This window comes from Methylobacterium sp. WL19, from assembly GCF_008040005.1.
Lineage (GTDB): Bacteria > Pseudomonadota > Alphaproteobacteria > Rhizobiales > Beijerinckiaceae > Methylobacterium > Methylobacterium bullatum.
The window spans coordinates 1-12391 of sequence record NZ_VRVC01000141.1; the positions used below are offsets into that span (position 1 = coordinate 1).

At 68.1% G+C, this 12391-nt stretch carries 15 protein-coding genes; 6 read left to right on the forward strand and 9 right to left on the reverse strand.

The window, feature by feature from the left end:
- Positions 1–400: winged helix-turn-helix domain-containing protein (locus FV220_RS21215; RefSeq protein ID WP_246689508.1), on the reverse strand; the 400-nt coding region annotated here is incomplete at its 3' end.
- A 55-nt stretch (positions 401–455) separates the two neighbouring features.
- Between FV220_RS21215 and FV220_RS21220 the strand changes: the two genes are divergently transcribed.
- The 3 genes from FV220_RS21220 to FV220_RS21230 all read left to right on the forward strand — a co-directional run bounded on the left by FV220_RS21220 (position 456) and on the right by FV220_RS21230 (position 2985).
- A complete protein-coding gene (locus FV220_RS21220) occupies positions 456–1094 on the forward strand; it encodes an FMN-binding negative transcriptional regulator (protein ID WP_147833121.1) in 639 nt (212 codons plus the stop codon).
- On the forward strand, positions 1091–1789 hold the full coding sequence (locus tag FV220_RS21225) for a GNAT family protein (RefSeq protein ID WP_147833122.1): 699 nt from the start codon (positions 1091–1093) through the stop codon (positions 1787–1789). Before FV220_RS21220 ends, FV220_RS21225 begins: the two co-directional genes overlap by 4 nt.
- Before the next feature lie 206 nt (positions 1790–1995).
- Positions 1996–2985 carry a hypothetical protein gene (locus FV220_RS21230; RefSeq protein WP_147833123.1) on the forward strand — a complete coding sequence of 330 codons (990 nt, stop codon included), beginning with the start codon at positions 1996–1998 and terminating at the stop codon, positions 2983–2985.
- A 98-nt stretch (positions 2986–3083) separates the two neighbouring features.
- Here the strand turns inward: FV220_RS21230 and FV220_RS21235 are convergent, their stop codons facing one another.
- A complete protein-coding gene (locus FV220_RS21235; protein WP_147833124.1) occupies positions 3084–3566 on the reverse strand; it encodes a type II toxin-antitoxin system YhaV family toxin in 483 nt (160 codons plus the stop codon).
- 3 nt (positions 3567–3569) lie between these two features.
- Positions 3570–3899 (reverse strand): type II toxin-antitoxin system PrlF family antitoxin, encoded by a 330-nt coding sequence (locus FV220_RS21240; RefSeq protein ID WP_147833125.1) that lies wholly within the window; start codon positions 3897–3899, stop codon positions 3570–3572.
- Between the two features lie 321 nt (positions 3900–4220).
- On the opposite strand from FV220_RS21240, the gene FV220_RS21245 reads away from it, so the two are divergent.
- The 3 genes from FV220_RS21245 (at position 4221) to FV220_RS21255 (ending at position 6232) form a co-directional block, all read left to right on the forward strand.
- Positions 4221–4427, forward strand: coding sequence for a hypothetical protein (locus FV220_RS21245; RefSeq protein ID WP_147833126.1), 207 nt, complete (start codon positions 4221–4223; stop codon positions 4425–4427).
- Between the two features lie 31 nt (positions 4428–4458).
- Complete coding sequence (locus tag FV220_RS21250) at positions 4459–4851, forward strand: hypothetical protein (RefSeq protein ID WP_056141288.1); 393 nt, start codon at positions 4459–4461, stop codon at positions 4849–4851.
- Positions 4852–5143: 292 nt separating this feature from the next.
- Positions 5144–6232, forward strand: coding sequence for a UV damage endonuclease UvsE (locus FV220_RS21255; RefSeq protein WP_187273484.1), 1089 nt, complete (start codon positions 5144–5146; stop codon positions 6230–6232).
- A gap of 145 nt (positions 6233–6377) precedes the next feature.
- On the opposite strand, the gene FV220_RS21260 is transcribed toward FV220_RS21255, so the two are convergent.
- From FV220_RS21260 to FV220_RS21285, 6 genes are all read right to left on the reverse strand, one after another.
- On the reverse strand, positions 6378–6914 hold the full coding sequence (locus FV220_RS21260; protein WP_238253977.1) for a hypothetical protein: 537 nt from the start codon (positions 6912–6914) through the stop codon (positions 6378–6380).
- 86 nt (positions 6915–7000) lie between these two features.
- Positions 7001–7180, reverse strand: a complete 180-nt coding sequence (locus FV220_RS21265) for a hypothetical protein (protein WP_147833128.1) — start codon at positions 7178–7180, stop codon at positions 7001–7003.
- 204 nt (positions 7181–7384) lie between these two features.
- Positions 7385–9541, reverse strand: coding sequence for a TonB-dependent hemoglobin/transferrin/lactoferrin family receptor (locus tag FV220_RS21270; RefSeq protein ID WP_147833129.1), 2157 nt, complete (start codon positions 9539–9541; stop codon positions 7385–7387).
- Positions 9542–9729: 188 nt separating this feature from the next.
- On the reverse strand, positions 9730–10536 hold the full coding sequence (locus tag FV220_RS21275; protein WP_147833130.1) for a heme ABC transporter ATP-binding protein: 807 nt from the start codon (positions 10534–10536) through the stop codon (positions 9730–9732).
- A complete protein-coding gene (locus FV220_RS21280) occupies positions 10529–11605 on the reverse strand; it encodes an iron ABC transporter permease (RefSeq protein WP_147833131.1) in 1077 nt (358 codons plus the stop codon). Before FV220_RS21280 ends, FV220_RS21275 begins: the two co-directional genes overlap by 8 nt.
- On the reverse strand, positions 11598–12391 hold a 794-nt coding region (locus FV220_RS21285), incomplete at its 5' end, for an ABC transporter substrate-binding protein (protein WP_147833132.1). The genes FV220_RS21280 and FV220_RS21285, both read right to left, overlap by 8 nt.

The following is a 12391-nucleotide window of genomic DNA, read 5'->3' on the forward strand; positions in this document are numbered from 1 at the left end:
GGACCGGCGCCGCGGGGGAGGGGGCCGTGCGGCCCGCCGCGCCCCGTGGGACGAGGAGGTCGTCGGGCAGGGTGTCGGCCACGCTTGTGCCGGAACCGGGGCGGGTGGTGAGGTAGCCTTCGGCCACCAGCTGCTCGATGGCAAGCAGGATCGTCCCCCGCGCGCAGCCGAGATCCCCGGCGAGGGTGCGGGACGAGGGCAGGCGCATTCCGGGCGGCAGGCGTCCGGCCAGGATCGCGTCGCGCAGGGCCTCCCGCACGCGCCCGTGCAGGCTCGCATCCCCGCGACGAAGCGGACCGGCGGCCGGCGGGTCGAGATCGAGCTGAAGCGGCAGGGGAGGGCGGCGCCGGGTCTTCGTCGAACTGGTCCAGTCATCGGGCGAAAACTGGATCTTCCGCATGATCCGCTTCTCGTCAACAGAGACGGCGAACACCGCGCCACGCCGAGGATGCGTCATGTACGAGCCGCCCCATTTCCGCACCGACGATGCCGCGGCCCAGGCCGCCCTCATCCGCGCCTGTCCGCTCGGCCTGCTGGTGAGCGCGGGCGCCGGCGGTCTGATGGCCAACCCCGTTCCCTTCCTCCTCGACGAGGGCGCGGGCGGAGAGCGCGTGCTCCGCGCCCATCTCGCCCGCGCCAACCCGCACTGGCGCGACCTCGACGGGCTTCCCGAATGCCTCGTCGTGTTCCAGGGGCCGGACCGCTACGTCACGCCCTCCTGGTACGCGACGAAGCGTGAGACGGGGAAGGTGGTGCCCACCTGGAATTACGCCACCGTCCAGGCGCGGGGCCGCCCGCGGGTGATCGAGGATCCGGCCTGGCTGCGCCGGCAGATCGACGACCTGACGCGGATGCAGGAGTCGGGGCGGGACGCGCCCTGGTCGGTGGCGGACGCGCCGCCGGCCTTCACCGCCGCGCAGATCAGGGGAATCGTCGGCATCGAGATTCCGATTGCGCGTCTCACCGGCAAATGGAAGGTCAGCCAGAACCGCACGGAGGCGGACCGGGCCGGCGTCGCGGCCGGATTGCGCCGGGACGCGGGCGGCAACGACGCGATGGCGGACCTCGTCGACAGGTTGGGAGTTCGGGCATGAGCGAGCGCGTGAATTCCTATGGCCAGCCGGTCGGCCCCGCCCTCGCGGATTGGACCGCGCCGCCGTTCCCGCCACGCGAGGCGATGCAGGGCCGGTTCTGCCGGATCGAGCCCCTCGATGCCGAGCGCCATGCGGGCGACCTTTTTTCCGCCCTGGCGCACGACCCGGCGCGCTGGACCTACCTGCCCGTGGAGCCCCCGGCGGACGAGGCGGAGTATCGCGCGCGATTGGCCGAGATCGCGCGCAGCCGCGACCCGATGCATCACGCGATCCTCGACGCCGCCACCGGCCGGGCGCTGGGCCTCGCGGCCTATCTCAGGATCGAGCCGGCCCATGGCTGTATCGAGGTCGGCCATATCCAGTTCGGCCCCGGTCTCGCCCGCAACCCCGCCGCCACCGAGGCGATGGCCCTGATGATGGCCCGCGCCTTCGACCTCGGATATCGCCGCTACGAGTGGAAATGCGACAGCCTCAACGCGCCCTCCCGCGCGGCGGCCCTGCGCTACGGCTTCACCTTCGAGGGCATCTTCCGCAACGCCATCGTCACCAAGGGGCGCTCGCGCGACACGGCGTGGTTCGCGGTGACCGATGCGGACTGGCCCCGCCTGCGGGACGCCTTCGCCGCCTGGCTCGCGCCGGAGAATTTCGACGATGCGGGGCGCCAGAGGCGGAGCCTCGCGGCCCTGCGGGGCTGAAGGCCGTCCGGCGATGGGAGCACCGCCCTCCGAAAGCCGGAGGTCGCCTCGGCCACATCTCACGTTTCATCCGGTGCGATTATCCCCTGCATCATGAATACTCTCGTCCTGTTGCAGGGACGGCGCAGCGTCTCGGGGTGCGGCCGGCTAGGGTGTCGACGGGACCGGGGGACATCGGTGCCTCGGGCCGAAGGAAACACCGCGCCATGACGCCCGTGAGGATCGCCGTCGCGCTTCTTCTCGCCGCCTGTTCCTGCGCGCCGGCGCTGGCCGGCTCCGACGACGGCAAGGACGGCAAGAGCGGCGGTCCGGCGCGCTCGTCGAAGGCCAAGTCGCCGTCGCCTGAGACGAAAGCCAAGACGTCGTCGCCCGAGAAAGAGGATGTCGACACCGAGCACCTGTTCGGCTTCACCGAAGGAACGGATGCCGGCGAGAAGGGCCAGCAGGAGGTCGTCTTCGACAGCGTCTCGCGCATCGGCAAGCGCCGCGCCGGCCCCGGCCCGTCGCATTACCGGGCCTTCGACGCGCGCCTCGGGTACCAGTTCGATCCGATCGACCGCCTGAGCATCGAGTTCAGCGCCTTCGGCACCCTGCACCGGGTCCGCACCATCGCCGATCTCGACGACAAGGCCTTCGGCACCTTCGACGGGGCCTCGATCGACGTGAAGTACCAGTTCCTGAAGGGCTCGGCCGAGCAGCCCGTGGGTTTCGCCCTGGAGGTGAGGCCGCGCTTCACCCGCATCCTGCCGATTGAGGGCAACGGCGCCGACGTCTTCGATCTCGAGACCCTGGCCCAGGTCGATGTCCAGATCGTGCCGAACACACTCTGGTACGGCAGCAACGTCAGTTTCGAACCGGCGGTGGGGCGCCAGCGCGGCTCGGGCGAGGGCTACCGCTCCTCGACCTTCGTCTGGTCGAACGCCCTCGTCGGAGAGGTGGCGGACAAGACCTATCTCGGGCCGGAGCTGCGCTACCTGCGCGGCTATGACGGGGCTTTCCTGAACCGGTTGGAGAGCCAGGCCCTGACCCTCGGCCCGGCCCTGCACCACCGCTTCACCGAGAAGGCCTGGATCACCCTGGCCTATGCCGGCCAGATCTGGGGGCGCGATTCCGATCCCGCCTTCGCACGGCGCGCCCTCGGCCTCGGCCAGTTCGAGCGCCACGCCGTCCGCCTCAAGCTCGGCCTCGAATTCTGACGTCGCGTAGGGGGAGTGGATGGTCGGTGCCGCCTGGCGGATCGCGGGTGGCCCGCTTCGGTCGGCGTCTTCTTTCCGTCAGGACCCGACCGCGAGCGCTATGTCGGCTTGGCCTTCTCCAGCCGTGTGCCGGCCGGCTCTGCCGAGGCTGCCGCGAGCAGAGATTTCCAGTCGTCGGGCGGGTTGCCCTTGTCGAGCATCCCCTTGAACACGCGATAGGCGTCGGTTTTCGAGCCGTAGGGCCGTAACGTCGTCTCGTCGTTCACCCAGGCGAAGATGAGGATTTTCGTTCTGCTGTCGTAGCGGAAGAACAGCCGGAACCGGCCGTTGCCGAATTTGGCCCGGAACCAATGTTTCCGGGTCCTTCCGAGCGTGTCGCCTTGGCGGTACTCCTGCCGCGTCGGATCGGACGGGATCGTCTCGAAGATCAACGTAGCGAGCATGGCGAGAAGCTTCGCTTGCGCCGTGCGCTGATAGCCCGTCGGGTCGGCCGCCTTGGCCGCTTCCACTGCCGCCGTCGCCCTCTCGAGCTGATCGAGCAACAGAGGATGGGCGAAGACCGTCCAGCCGTCGATGACCATGGCTCAGAGCGTCACGTCGCCGTCGATATCCTCATTGAAATCGACGGTCATTCCGGCTGTGAGCGTCGTCATGCGTTCCGCCAATCCGGCGGGGAAAGCCGAAATCTGCGAAGGGTTGCGGGCCATGTCCCGCGCGAGGAAGGTCAGGAACCCGTCGATCACCGGGTCCGTCTCCTCCTCCGCCGCCGCGAACAGGTTCACGCGACCGCCCTCGTCGATGACGTAGGCGACGTCGCCGCCGTAGCTCACGCCGAGCGCCTGGCGCACGGCCTTGGGGATCGTGGTCTGACCCTTCGCGGTGATCTTGCTCCGCTCGCGAACGAGGGCCGCCATGATATCCTCCATCGATGTGTAAGGAATCTACCTTACATTTTGCGGGGTAGGTCGGCAACGGCGAGGATCTGCTTGGACCCGGAAGCAGCCTCGACGTGACGAGCGCAGGCACACGGTTTCATCCACGCCTGGATTCTCCGTCACCTCGCTCACGGACAAACAGCTCCGCCAATCCTCCGGCGCGAAACGAGTTGATCTCTGATGCGAGGTGAGAAAGAAGAGCACTCATCGTTCCCAAGTGCGGGGTCAGGCTATTCTCATGAAATACTTATTAGTATTGAACGGGAACTTCGGCCTCCCCGTCATCCGGCTGGTCTGATCATGGGCGAACATCACAAGTATGCATCGGTGGGGGTCGCGCAGGCGATCTTCGACGGGATGCCGTCCGCCGACCGGGCGAAGGTCGAGGCGGAGGCCGCGAGCAAGGGCGTCAGCGCCCTGGAGATCGTGCGCCAATCCCTCGACATCCTCATCGCCGATGCCGAGCCGGCGACCAACGGGGGCGGCGGAGCGGGTTCGGCGCAGTGAGGGCCGTCGCCTCATGGCTCGGCCATGCACGATGACGGGCCACTTCCGTGGCCTCGCGGGGGCGCTCCTCCTGCTCTCGGCCCTGTCCGGCCCGGCGCAGGCGCAGCGGGTCGAGGACGGGTCCGATGCCGTCATCGGCAAGTCCGCGGCGGAAGCGATCCTCGTCATGGTGGGCGAGCGTTTCGGCGCCCTCGATCCGAAGGTGACGGCGTTGCGCAAGGCCGAAGGGTCGTGGGTCTGCGGCTCGGTCAACGTGAAGAACCGGGACGGGCTCTATATCGGCGAGCGCGGCTTCGTGGCCGATCCGGCAAGCGCGTTCTTCGGCCGCGTCCCGGAGGGGCCGGAACTCCTCAACCCGCGCGCCGAGGGGTTCCAGGCCCTGGAGCGGATCAGGCAGCTGTATTTCGCCATGTGCCTGGACTGAGAGACATTTTGGATGTTTTTCCAAGGCTCTACCTTATCCTGAGGTGCCGCGTAGCGGCCTCGAAGGAGGGCTCCAGGGAACGCTTCGGTATCTGGAGGGCTCCTTCGAGGCCCTTCGCCGAGGCGAAGGGCACCTCAGGATGAGGTGGTCGGGTCGGGCGATCGACTTTGGCGGACGACCGACGTCAGCGTGTGCATCCGCTGAGGCATCCGATCACGCCGGCTCGGTCACGGGGCGATCCGAAACCGCCCGGTCCGGCGACACCAAAGCCGGCCGACGCCGTTATCCCCCCATGATGATGGACACGCCGCGCCTCGGTTTCTGCTGCACCTTCGTGCTCGACGACGATCCCGCCAGCTTCAAGACCCTGAAGGCCGCCCGCGAGGCGACGCTTCACATGAACCTGTCGCACACCACCATGAGCCATCTCGACACGCTCGCGCCCGCGGCGCGGCGGGCGAAGCTCGAGGGTCTCGTCCGGCACAATCTCGGCGCGCTCGAACGGCAGATCGCCTGGGTCGCGGCCCGGCCGCCCCTGGAGCGCCTGCTGCGGATGGCGAGCAATGTCCTGCCCGGCTACACCCACGCGGTGGCACGCTCGATCTATGCCGAGCCCGAGATGGTCGATCTCGTGGAGACCGGTCTCGCGCGCGTCGGCGAGCGGGCGCGGGCGGGGGGCGTGCGCCTCAGCTTCCACCCCGGGCCGTTCTGCGTCATCGCCTCGCGCAACCCCAATGCCGAGCGCAACGGCATCTCCGAGCTCGAATACCATGCCGAGCTGATGGCGATGATGGGCTATGGCGGCGGCTGGCACCCGCAGGGCGCCCATATCAACATCCATGTCGGCGCCCGCGATCCGGGCATCGAAGGGTTTCGCGCCAGCCTGCCCAAGCTCTCGCAGACCGCGCGCGACCTGCTGACGGTGGAGAACGACGAGAACGCCTTCGGCCTCGACACGGTGCTGGACCTGGCGGACGACGTGCCGGTGGTCCTCGATCTGCACCACCACTGGGTCCAGAGCGGCGGCGTCTATATAGAGCCCGACGATTCGCGGATCGCCCGCATCCGCGACTCCTGGCGCGGTGTGCGCCCGATCGCCCATATCAGCCTCTCGCGCGAGGCCCTGCTGGAGGGGCACGACCCGGACACGCTGCCCGATTACCCCACCCTGATAGGGGCCGGGCACAAGTGGCGGGACATCGCGGCCCATTCGCACCTGATGGGCAACCGAGCGCTCAACGCCCTCGTGGCCCGGCACCTCGCCTGGGCCGATTTCGAGATCGAGGCGAAGGGCAAGAACCTGGCCTCCACCGGCATCGCCGCCGAGATCGGTGACGCGCGTGCGGCCGAGCCGTCACGCGGCACCGCCTCCGCTGCGTGAGCGGAGCGGCAGTGGGTCGCCGCTCATGTCACAGAATCGGGAGTGGGCCGGTTCGGAATCTGACGGGTTTGATCTGCCTTCGGGACGGTTGCGCTGGCAGAGGCTGCAGATCGGAAATCGAGCAAACACAAACTATGCGGAAAACTTAGGAGCCAATCTCCCCGCGTGGCAAAAATATACCTTTGATGCATGTGTCGTTTCTGACTGCTATCTGTGTGTGGGTCCTGGAATAAAATCCACCCTGCGGATAAGCTGGGCTTCCTTCAACGAAAAGACCTCTTACTGTATCGAACGGCTCTATGTAGTCTTCGCTTTCGGGGTCATTATAATGCTTGTCTTCAATGATTTCGTGCAAGTGTCGGATGACGGCGCAGTCGCGAAATCGCAGGAGTTTGTCTCCTTGATTAATTGTGTTTGGGTCTTTGTTCTTCGGCATTTCTGTGCCGGCTTGTTCGTTCAGCAGCTTCAGACTATCGTATGCGTCAGTCAGCAGCTCAATATTTTCTCGCTGCAATAAATCGAGACAATTTCCCAGATCGATGATCGCACCTATGACAAATGGATCGTCATATGCGCCGGACGCCGCCTTCGCCTGCGCCCACTCATAGGCCCGTAGCGCATCGTTTTCCCAAAAATAGACTCCCGGGCCGAGCCAATCGTAATCTTTATTGGAAGGGGCCAAAGGAAGACCGTGAGTCAAAGCTTTGCGGCCTACCTTTCTGCTACACCCGTGGTAGCCAAAAACGAAAGACGGCAAATTTCTAGACATTAAAACCCAGCAGTGGCTTTTTTCTTTCGTTCGCCACCGTAGGCGGCAGTGATTTCGCCTTTTTTATTGTGCGTCCCCTCTTTGACCAGGGCGCCCAACGCTAAGGCCTTCGTCGCTTTCTTTGCAGTTGTATAGCGCTTGATCGCCAACTTGAGCGCAGCACGCTTTTCGGCCTTCATTCCATGGTTCCTTATGGCCTCTCTTCAAATTGGCGCGTCGGCCCGCTTAAATCAAGGCAGCAATGCGGCGCTGGAACCGGCATCGACTTCATCACGGGGCACCACCTCCGCCTCATGAAGGGAGCGAGGCGGGCCAGGTCACGTGAAGCCTGCCCGCCGCCCTCCCGCACCGTGGTGCGTCGCGCGAACTGACTATCCCGTCGGTCAGCGCGTGGCGAACTTGATGCTGATCGCGGCCTTTGCCGTCAGGCCTGGGCTCTGCAGCAGGTTGAGGTACTGGGTGTAGCGCTTGTCGAAGGCGTTCTGCAGGGTGAAGTCGGCGCGGATCCGGTCGTTGACCCGGTAGGACGCGAAGAAATCCACGAGGCCATAGGCCTTGGTCGCCAGGATCGTCGCACTGGCGGGAACGACGTTGCTTTTGTCCACGAAGGTGAGGCGGCTTCCCACCGTGAGGCTGTCGTCGAGGAAGCGCAGGCCGAGCGTGGCGCTGATGCGGTCCGGGGGGATGCTCAGAAGGGCCTCGCGCGTGGCCTTGTCGCGCCCCTCGGTATGGGTGGCCGCCACCGAGACGAAGCCGCCGCCCCAATCGTAGGCGCCCTCCAGTTCGACGCCGGAGATTTCGGCCTGCGCCACGTTGAGGTACTGGAACGACTGCACCGGGATGAAGCACGGGAAACGTCCGGGCCGGCCGACGCAGACCGAGGCCGGAATGCCGGGAATCACGGGCACGAAATAGGTCGGGCCGACCTGGGCGGTGTTGATGTAGTCGTCGATCTCGTTCTGGAAGACGTTGGCCTTGGCGCGGAAGACGTCGCCGGGCCTCAGGACATCGCCGTATTTGAGGTTGATGCCCCCTTCGATATTGTGCGCCACTTCAGGCTTCAGGGACGCATTCGGAAGGATGTTGAAGGCCGGGAAGGGATGGATGCCCTGGACCAGGGTCTCGGTGATCGATGGCGCCCGATAGCCTTCCGCATAGGTGCCGTAGAACTCGATCCCGGCAAAGGGCGAGACCCCCACCGTGATCTTGGGAGAGAGGCGGTCGCCGCTCGAGCTCGCGTTGCCGCCGGACATTTCGTAATGGTCGTAGCGCAACGCTCCGATGACCCGCAGCCAGGAGGCGTAGCGCACCTCGTCCTGGATGAAGGCGCCCGCCAGGGTCCGCTCCCCGGAGGGCGTGAAGGCGGAGCCGAAGCCCCCGGCATTGTCCGTGGTCTTGACCCGGTCGAACACCGCGTCGCCGCCGATGGTCAGGGCGTGGCTCAAGGCCCAGGTGTCGAAACGGGCCGTGTTGTGGACGTCGACGCCCAGCGTCTCGATGTCGTAGTCGATCCTGTCGCCGGCCCGCACGCCGAGATTGCCGTAGAGACCGCTCGCGGTGTCGTTGAGGAAGGTCAGCGTGTTGTGCGTGCTGGCGTAGTAGCCCTTCACGCTCAGATCGATCAGCGGCACGTCGGGCCGGGCGAAGCGGTAGCCGAGGGTGTAGGTGTTGGCCTGGACCGCGTTGTTGAAGCGGGCTCCGGCGTTGCTGCTGCCGTTATTGGCGAAGTCGAAGTTCTGCAGGAGGGCCGTGCCGCTGATCTCGTGGCCGTCGGCGGGCCGGAGGTTGAACTTGGCCAGGCCGGAGATCAGTTCGTTGCCGGTGTCGCGCACGAGCGTGCCGAACCCGTCGCGATAGGCGTCGTTGTTGCGGTAGACGAACTGACCGAACACATCCGCCGCGGTGCCGATGCGGGCGCCCAGCGCCGTCGAGTTCAGGAATTTCTGTCCGTTCGAGCCGAAGCCGAATTTCTGGACCGCGCCCGCCTTCTCGTCCGGCGCCAGGATGTCGTCGATGGAGCGCGTGCGGAAGGCGACCACGCCGCCGATCGCGCCGGAGCCGTAGATGGTGGAGGTGGGGCCGCGCGTGATGTCGACGCCGCCGACGAGTTCGGGATCGAGATAGAAGACGCCGTTGGCGCTGTGGCCCGAGGTCTGGAAGTTCTGGCGGGCGCCGTCCACCAGGACGTTGACGCGCCCGAAATCCTGCAGCCCGCGGATGTTGATGGCCTGGGCCGGGTCGTTCTGGTTCTCCTGCGTGGTGACGCCGGGGACGTCGCGCAGGACGTCGGAGAGGCGGCTCGGCTGCAGGCGGTCCATCTGCGCGCGGGTGACGACGCTGCTCCCGGACAGGGCGTCGATGGCGGGCTCCTCGGTCTTCGTCCCGGTGACCGAGAGGGTGTCGAGGCTCACTGCCGTGTGCGGCGGTTGCGCCGCGGGGAGGGCGGGCGCCGTCTGCGCTTGACCGGCGCTCATCGCGATGAGCGAGACGCCGACGAGGGCGCCGGCGCGATGGGGGGTGAGGAGGAGACGGGGAGGCATGACCGATTCCGCGAGACAGGAGAGACAGCGCCGGGAGATGGGCTGGCTCCCAGCGCTGATGCTGCTCCATGACTGTGCGGTCAACGCGGTTTAGTCTTGGTTAGATTGGTGTGAGTCCAAGGAGCATCTGAATATGCCTAGACCTGTTCTAGCCTAGTTTTATAATCCCGTGGTCTGTTGCCGCCCGGTCACAGGCGGCGCGGAAGGATGAAGGGCCGGCCGCCCTCGGGCACCCGCCCGACGGGCCAGTTCACCTGGAAGACCTCGGCGATCAGGTCGTCGCGCAGGATCGCCGACGGGGTGCCGCGCGCCACGAGGCGGCCCTCGGAGAGCACCAGCAGGGTGTCGGCATAGGCCGCCGCGAGGTTGAGGTCGTGCAGGATCGCCACCACGCCGACGCCGCGGCCCCGCAGCCCATCCACGGCTTCCAGGATCGCGCTCTGATGGCGCAGGTCGAGGCTCGCGGTGGGCTCGTCGAGGAACAGGACCTGTCCGGTGGCGATGGTGCGGCCGGCGGCGAGCTGGCACAGCACGCGCGCGAACTGGACCCGGGCCTGCTCGCCGCCCGAGAGGCTCTGATAGGCACGGCCCGCGAGATGCAGGATGTCGGCCCGGCCGAGGGCGTCGGCGAGGATCGCCTCGCGGTCGCGCCGGGTGAGGCCGCGGCCGATGCCGTCGAGGCCGATGCGGGCGACGTCCGAGACCGAGAAGGGAAAGGCGAGCCGCGTGGTCTGCGGCAGCACCGCCCGCAGGGCCGCGAGCCGCCAGGGCGGGATCGTCGGAACCGGCGTTCCGCCATAGGCCACCGTGCCCGCGGTGGGGGCGAGCTCGCCGCAGAGGAGGCGCAGCAGGGTGGATTTGCCCGCGCCGTTCGGGCCGATGATGACCTGCAGCGATCCTGGCTCCACGTCGAGCGACACGCCCTCCACGAGGGTGCGCCCGCCCGTGGCGAAGGCGAGGCCGGAGGCGGTGAGCAGGGGCGCCGCCTCAGACATCGAGGGTCCGGGTCCGCGCCAGGAGGAGCCACAGGAAGACGGGGGCACCCACCAGCGCCGTGACGATCCCGATCGGCAGTTCGGCCGGCGCCACCACGAGACGCGCCGCCACATCCGCCAGGACGAGGAGCGCGCCCCCGAGGAGGGCGGAGGCCGGCAGGAGCCGCCGGTGCTCGGGGCCGATCATCAGCCGCAGGGTATGGGGCACCACGAGGCCGACGAAGCCGATCACCCCGGCCGCCGCCACGCCGGCGCCGACGGCGATGGCGACGAGGAGGATCGCCGCCCGCTTGAGCCGCTCCACCGGGATGCCGAGATGGAACGCCTCCGCCTCCCCGAGGACCAGGGCGTTGAGCCCGCGCCCGAGGAACGGCACGGCGATCAGCACCGGGAGGATCGCCGGAGCGGTCGCCGCCACCTTGGTCCAGGTCGATCCCCCGAGGCTGCCCAGGGACCAGAAGGTGAGGTCGCGCAGCTGCCGGTCGTCGCTGGCATAGACGAGGAGCCCCGTCATCGCGCCGCTCAGCGCTCCGAGCGCGATGCCGGCGAGCAGCATCGTCGCCACGGAGGTCCGGCCCGAGCGCGTGGCGACGAGGTAGAGGCCCAGCGTCGCGGTGAGCCCCCCGCAGAAGGCCGCCGCCGGCAGCACCGCATAGGGGAGCGGCCCCGGCAGGCTGAAGGCCACGAGGAGCCGGTCGCCGAGGACGATGATACAGGCCGCCGCGAGACCCGCCCCGGCGGAGACGCCGACCAGGGCCGGATCGGCCAGGGGATTGCGGAAGAGCCCCTGCATCAGCGCCCCGGAAACAGCCAGGCCCGCGCCGACCATCAGGCCCAGGAGGGTGCGCGGCAGGCGGATGTTGAGGATGACGAGGCTGTCGCGCGCGAGGCTCGGATCCGCCCCGCCCTGCATCATCACGTCGAGGATCCGCGCCGGCGCGATGGGGATCGCCCCGACGCCGACGGAGAGGAGGCTGACGGCGAGGACGAGGATCGCCAGGCCGGCGAAGACCGCGACGTCCCGGCGGCGCGGATCGGCGAGCCTGTCCCCGTGGACAGGATCAGCCACGGATGAGGTCGGGGTAGATCGCCCGTATCAGGTCGCGTGCGGCATCCGGGGTGCGCGGGCCGAAGCCGAGGAGGTAGAGGCCGTCCATGGCCACGAGGGCGTGTTTGGCCGCCGCCGGCACCTGGCCGAGGGCGGTGCCGGGGGCGAAGGTCGTCTCCGGGTTCGGGGCCTCGGCCCCGTTCTGCATCATCACCACGGCGTCGGGGGCGGCGGCGATGATGGCCTCGTCCGTCATCGGCTTGAACCCCTCGATGCCGGTGGCCGCGTTCTCCACCCCCGCCAGGGCCAGGATGCCGTCCGCCGTGCTGTTGCGGCCCCCGACCATGACGCGGCCGTTCGCCACCGACAGCACGACGAGCGCCCTGGCCGGGCGGGTGATGCGGGCGCGCTGCTCGCTCAGGCCGGCGAATTGCGCGCGCACCTCCGCGGCGAGGGCGGCGGCCTCCCGTTCGAGGCCGGCGAGGCGTCCCACGGTGGCGATCTTGTCGAGGACACCCTCGGGGGTCGGCGGCTCTTTGACGATGGAGACCGGCACGCCCGCCTCGCGCACCAGGGTCAGCACGTCGGCGGGGCCGGCGCCCTCGGCCGCGATGACGAGGTCCGGGCCGGCCGAGAGCAGCCCCTCCGCCGACAGCGCGCGCAGATAGCCGACATTCGGCTTCTCGCGCAGGGCCTGCGCCGGGTAGATGCTGGTGGTGTCGACCACCACGATCCGGCTCGCGGCCCCGAGCCGGTAGAGGATCTCGGTCACGGCCCCGCCGAGGGAGGCGATGCGCGCGGCCGGCC

Excerpts from the sequence above, each read along its gene's own strand:
- FV220_RS21220 (WP_147833121.1), top strand. The coding sequence starts at position 456 with ATGTACGAGCCGCCCCATTTCCGCACCGACGATGCCGCGGCCCAGGCC.
- FV220_RS21225 (WP_147833122.1), top strand. The coding sequence starts at position 1,091 with ATGAGCGAGCGCGTGAATTCCTATGGCCAGCCGGTCGGCCCCGCCCTC.
- FV220_RS21230 (WP_147833123.1), top strand. The coding sequence starts at position 1,996 with ATGACGCCCGTGAGGATCGCCGTCGCGCTTCTTCTCGCCGCCTGTTCC.
- FV220_RS21235 (WP_147833124.1), bottom strand. The coding sequence starts at position 3,566 with ATGGTCATCGACGGCTGGACGGTCTTCGCCCATCCTCTGTTGCTCGAT.
- FV220_RS21240 (WP_147833125.1), bottom strand. The coding sequence starts at position 3,899 with ATGGCGGCCCTCGTTCGCGAGCGGAGCAAGATCACCGCGAAGGGTCAG.
- FV220_RS21245 (WP_147833126.1), top strand. The coding sequence starts at position 4,221 with ATGGGCGAACATCACAAGTATGCATCGGTGGGGGTCGCGCAGGCGATC.
- FV220_RS21250 (WP_056141288.1), top strand. The coding sequence starts at position 4,459 with ATGACGGGCCACTTCCGTGGCCTCGCGGGGGCGCTCCTCCTGCTCTCG.
- FV220_RS21255 (WP_187273484.1), top strand. The coding sequence starts at position 5,144 with ATGATGATGGACACGCCGCGCCTCGGTTTCTGCTGCACCTTCGTGCTC.
- FV220_RS21265 (WP_147833128.1), bottom strand. The coding sequence starts at position 7,180 with ATGAAGGCCGAAAAGCGTGCTGCGCTCAAGTTGGCGATCAAGCGCTAT.
- FV220_RS21270 (WP_147833129.1), bottom strand. The coding sequence starts at position 9,541 with ATGCCTCCCCGTCTCCTCCTCACCCCCCATCGCGCCGGCGCCCTCGTC.
- FV220_RS21275 (WP_147833130.1), bottom strand. The coding sequence starts at position 10,536 with ATGTCTGAGGCGGCGCCCCTGCTCACCGCCTCCGGCCTCGCCTTCGCC.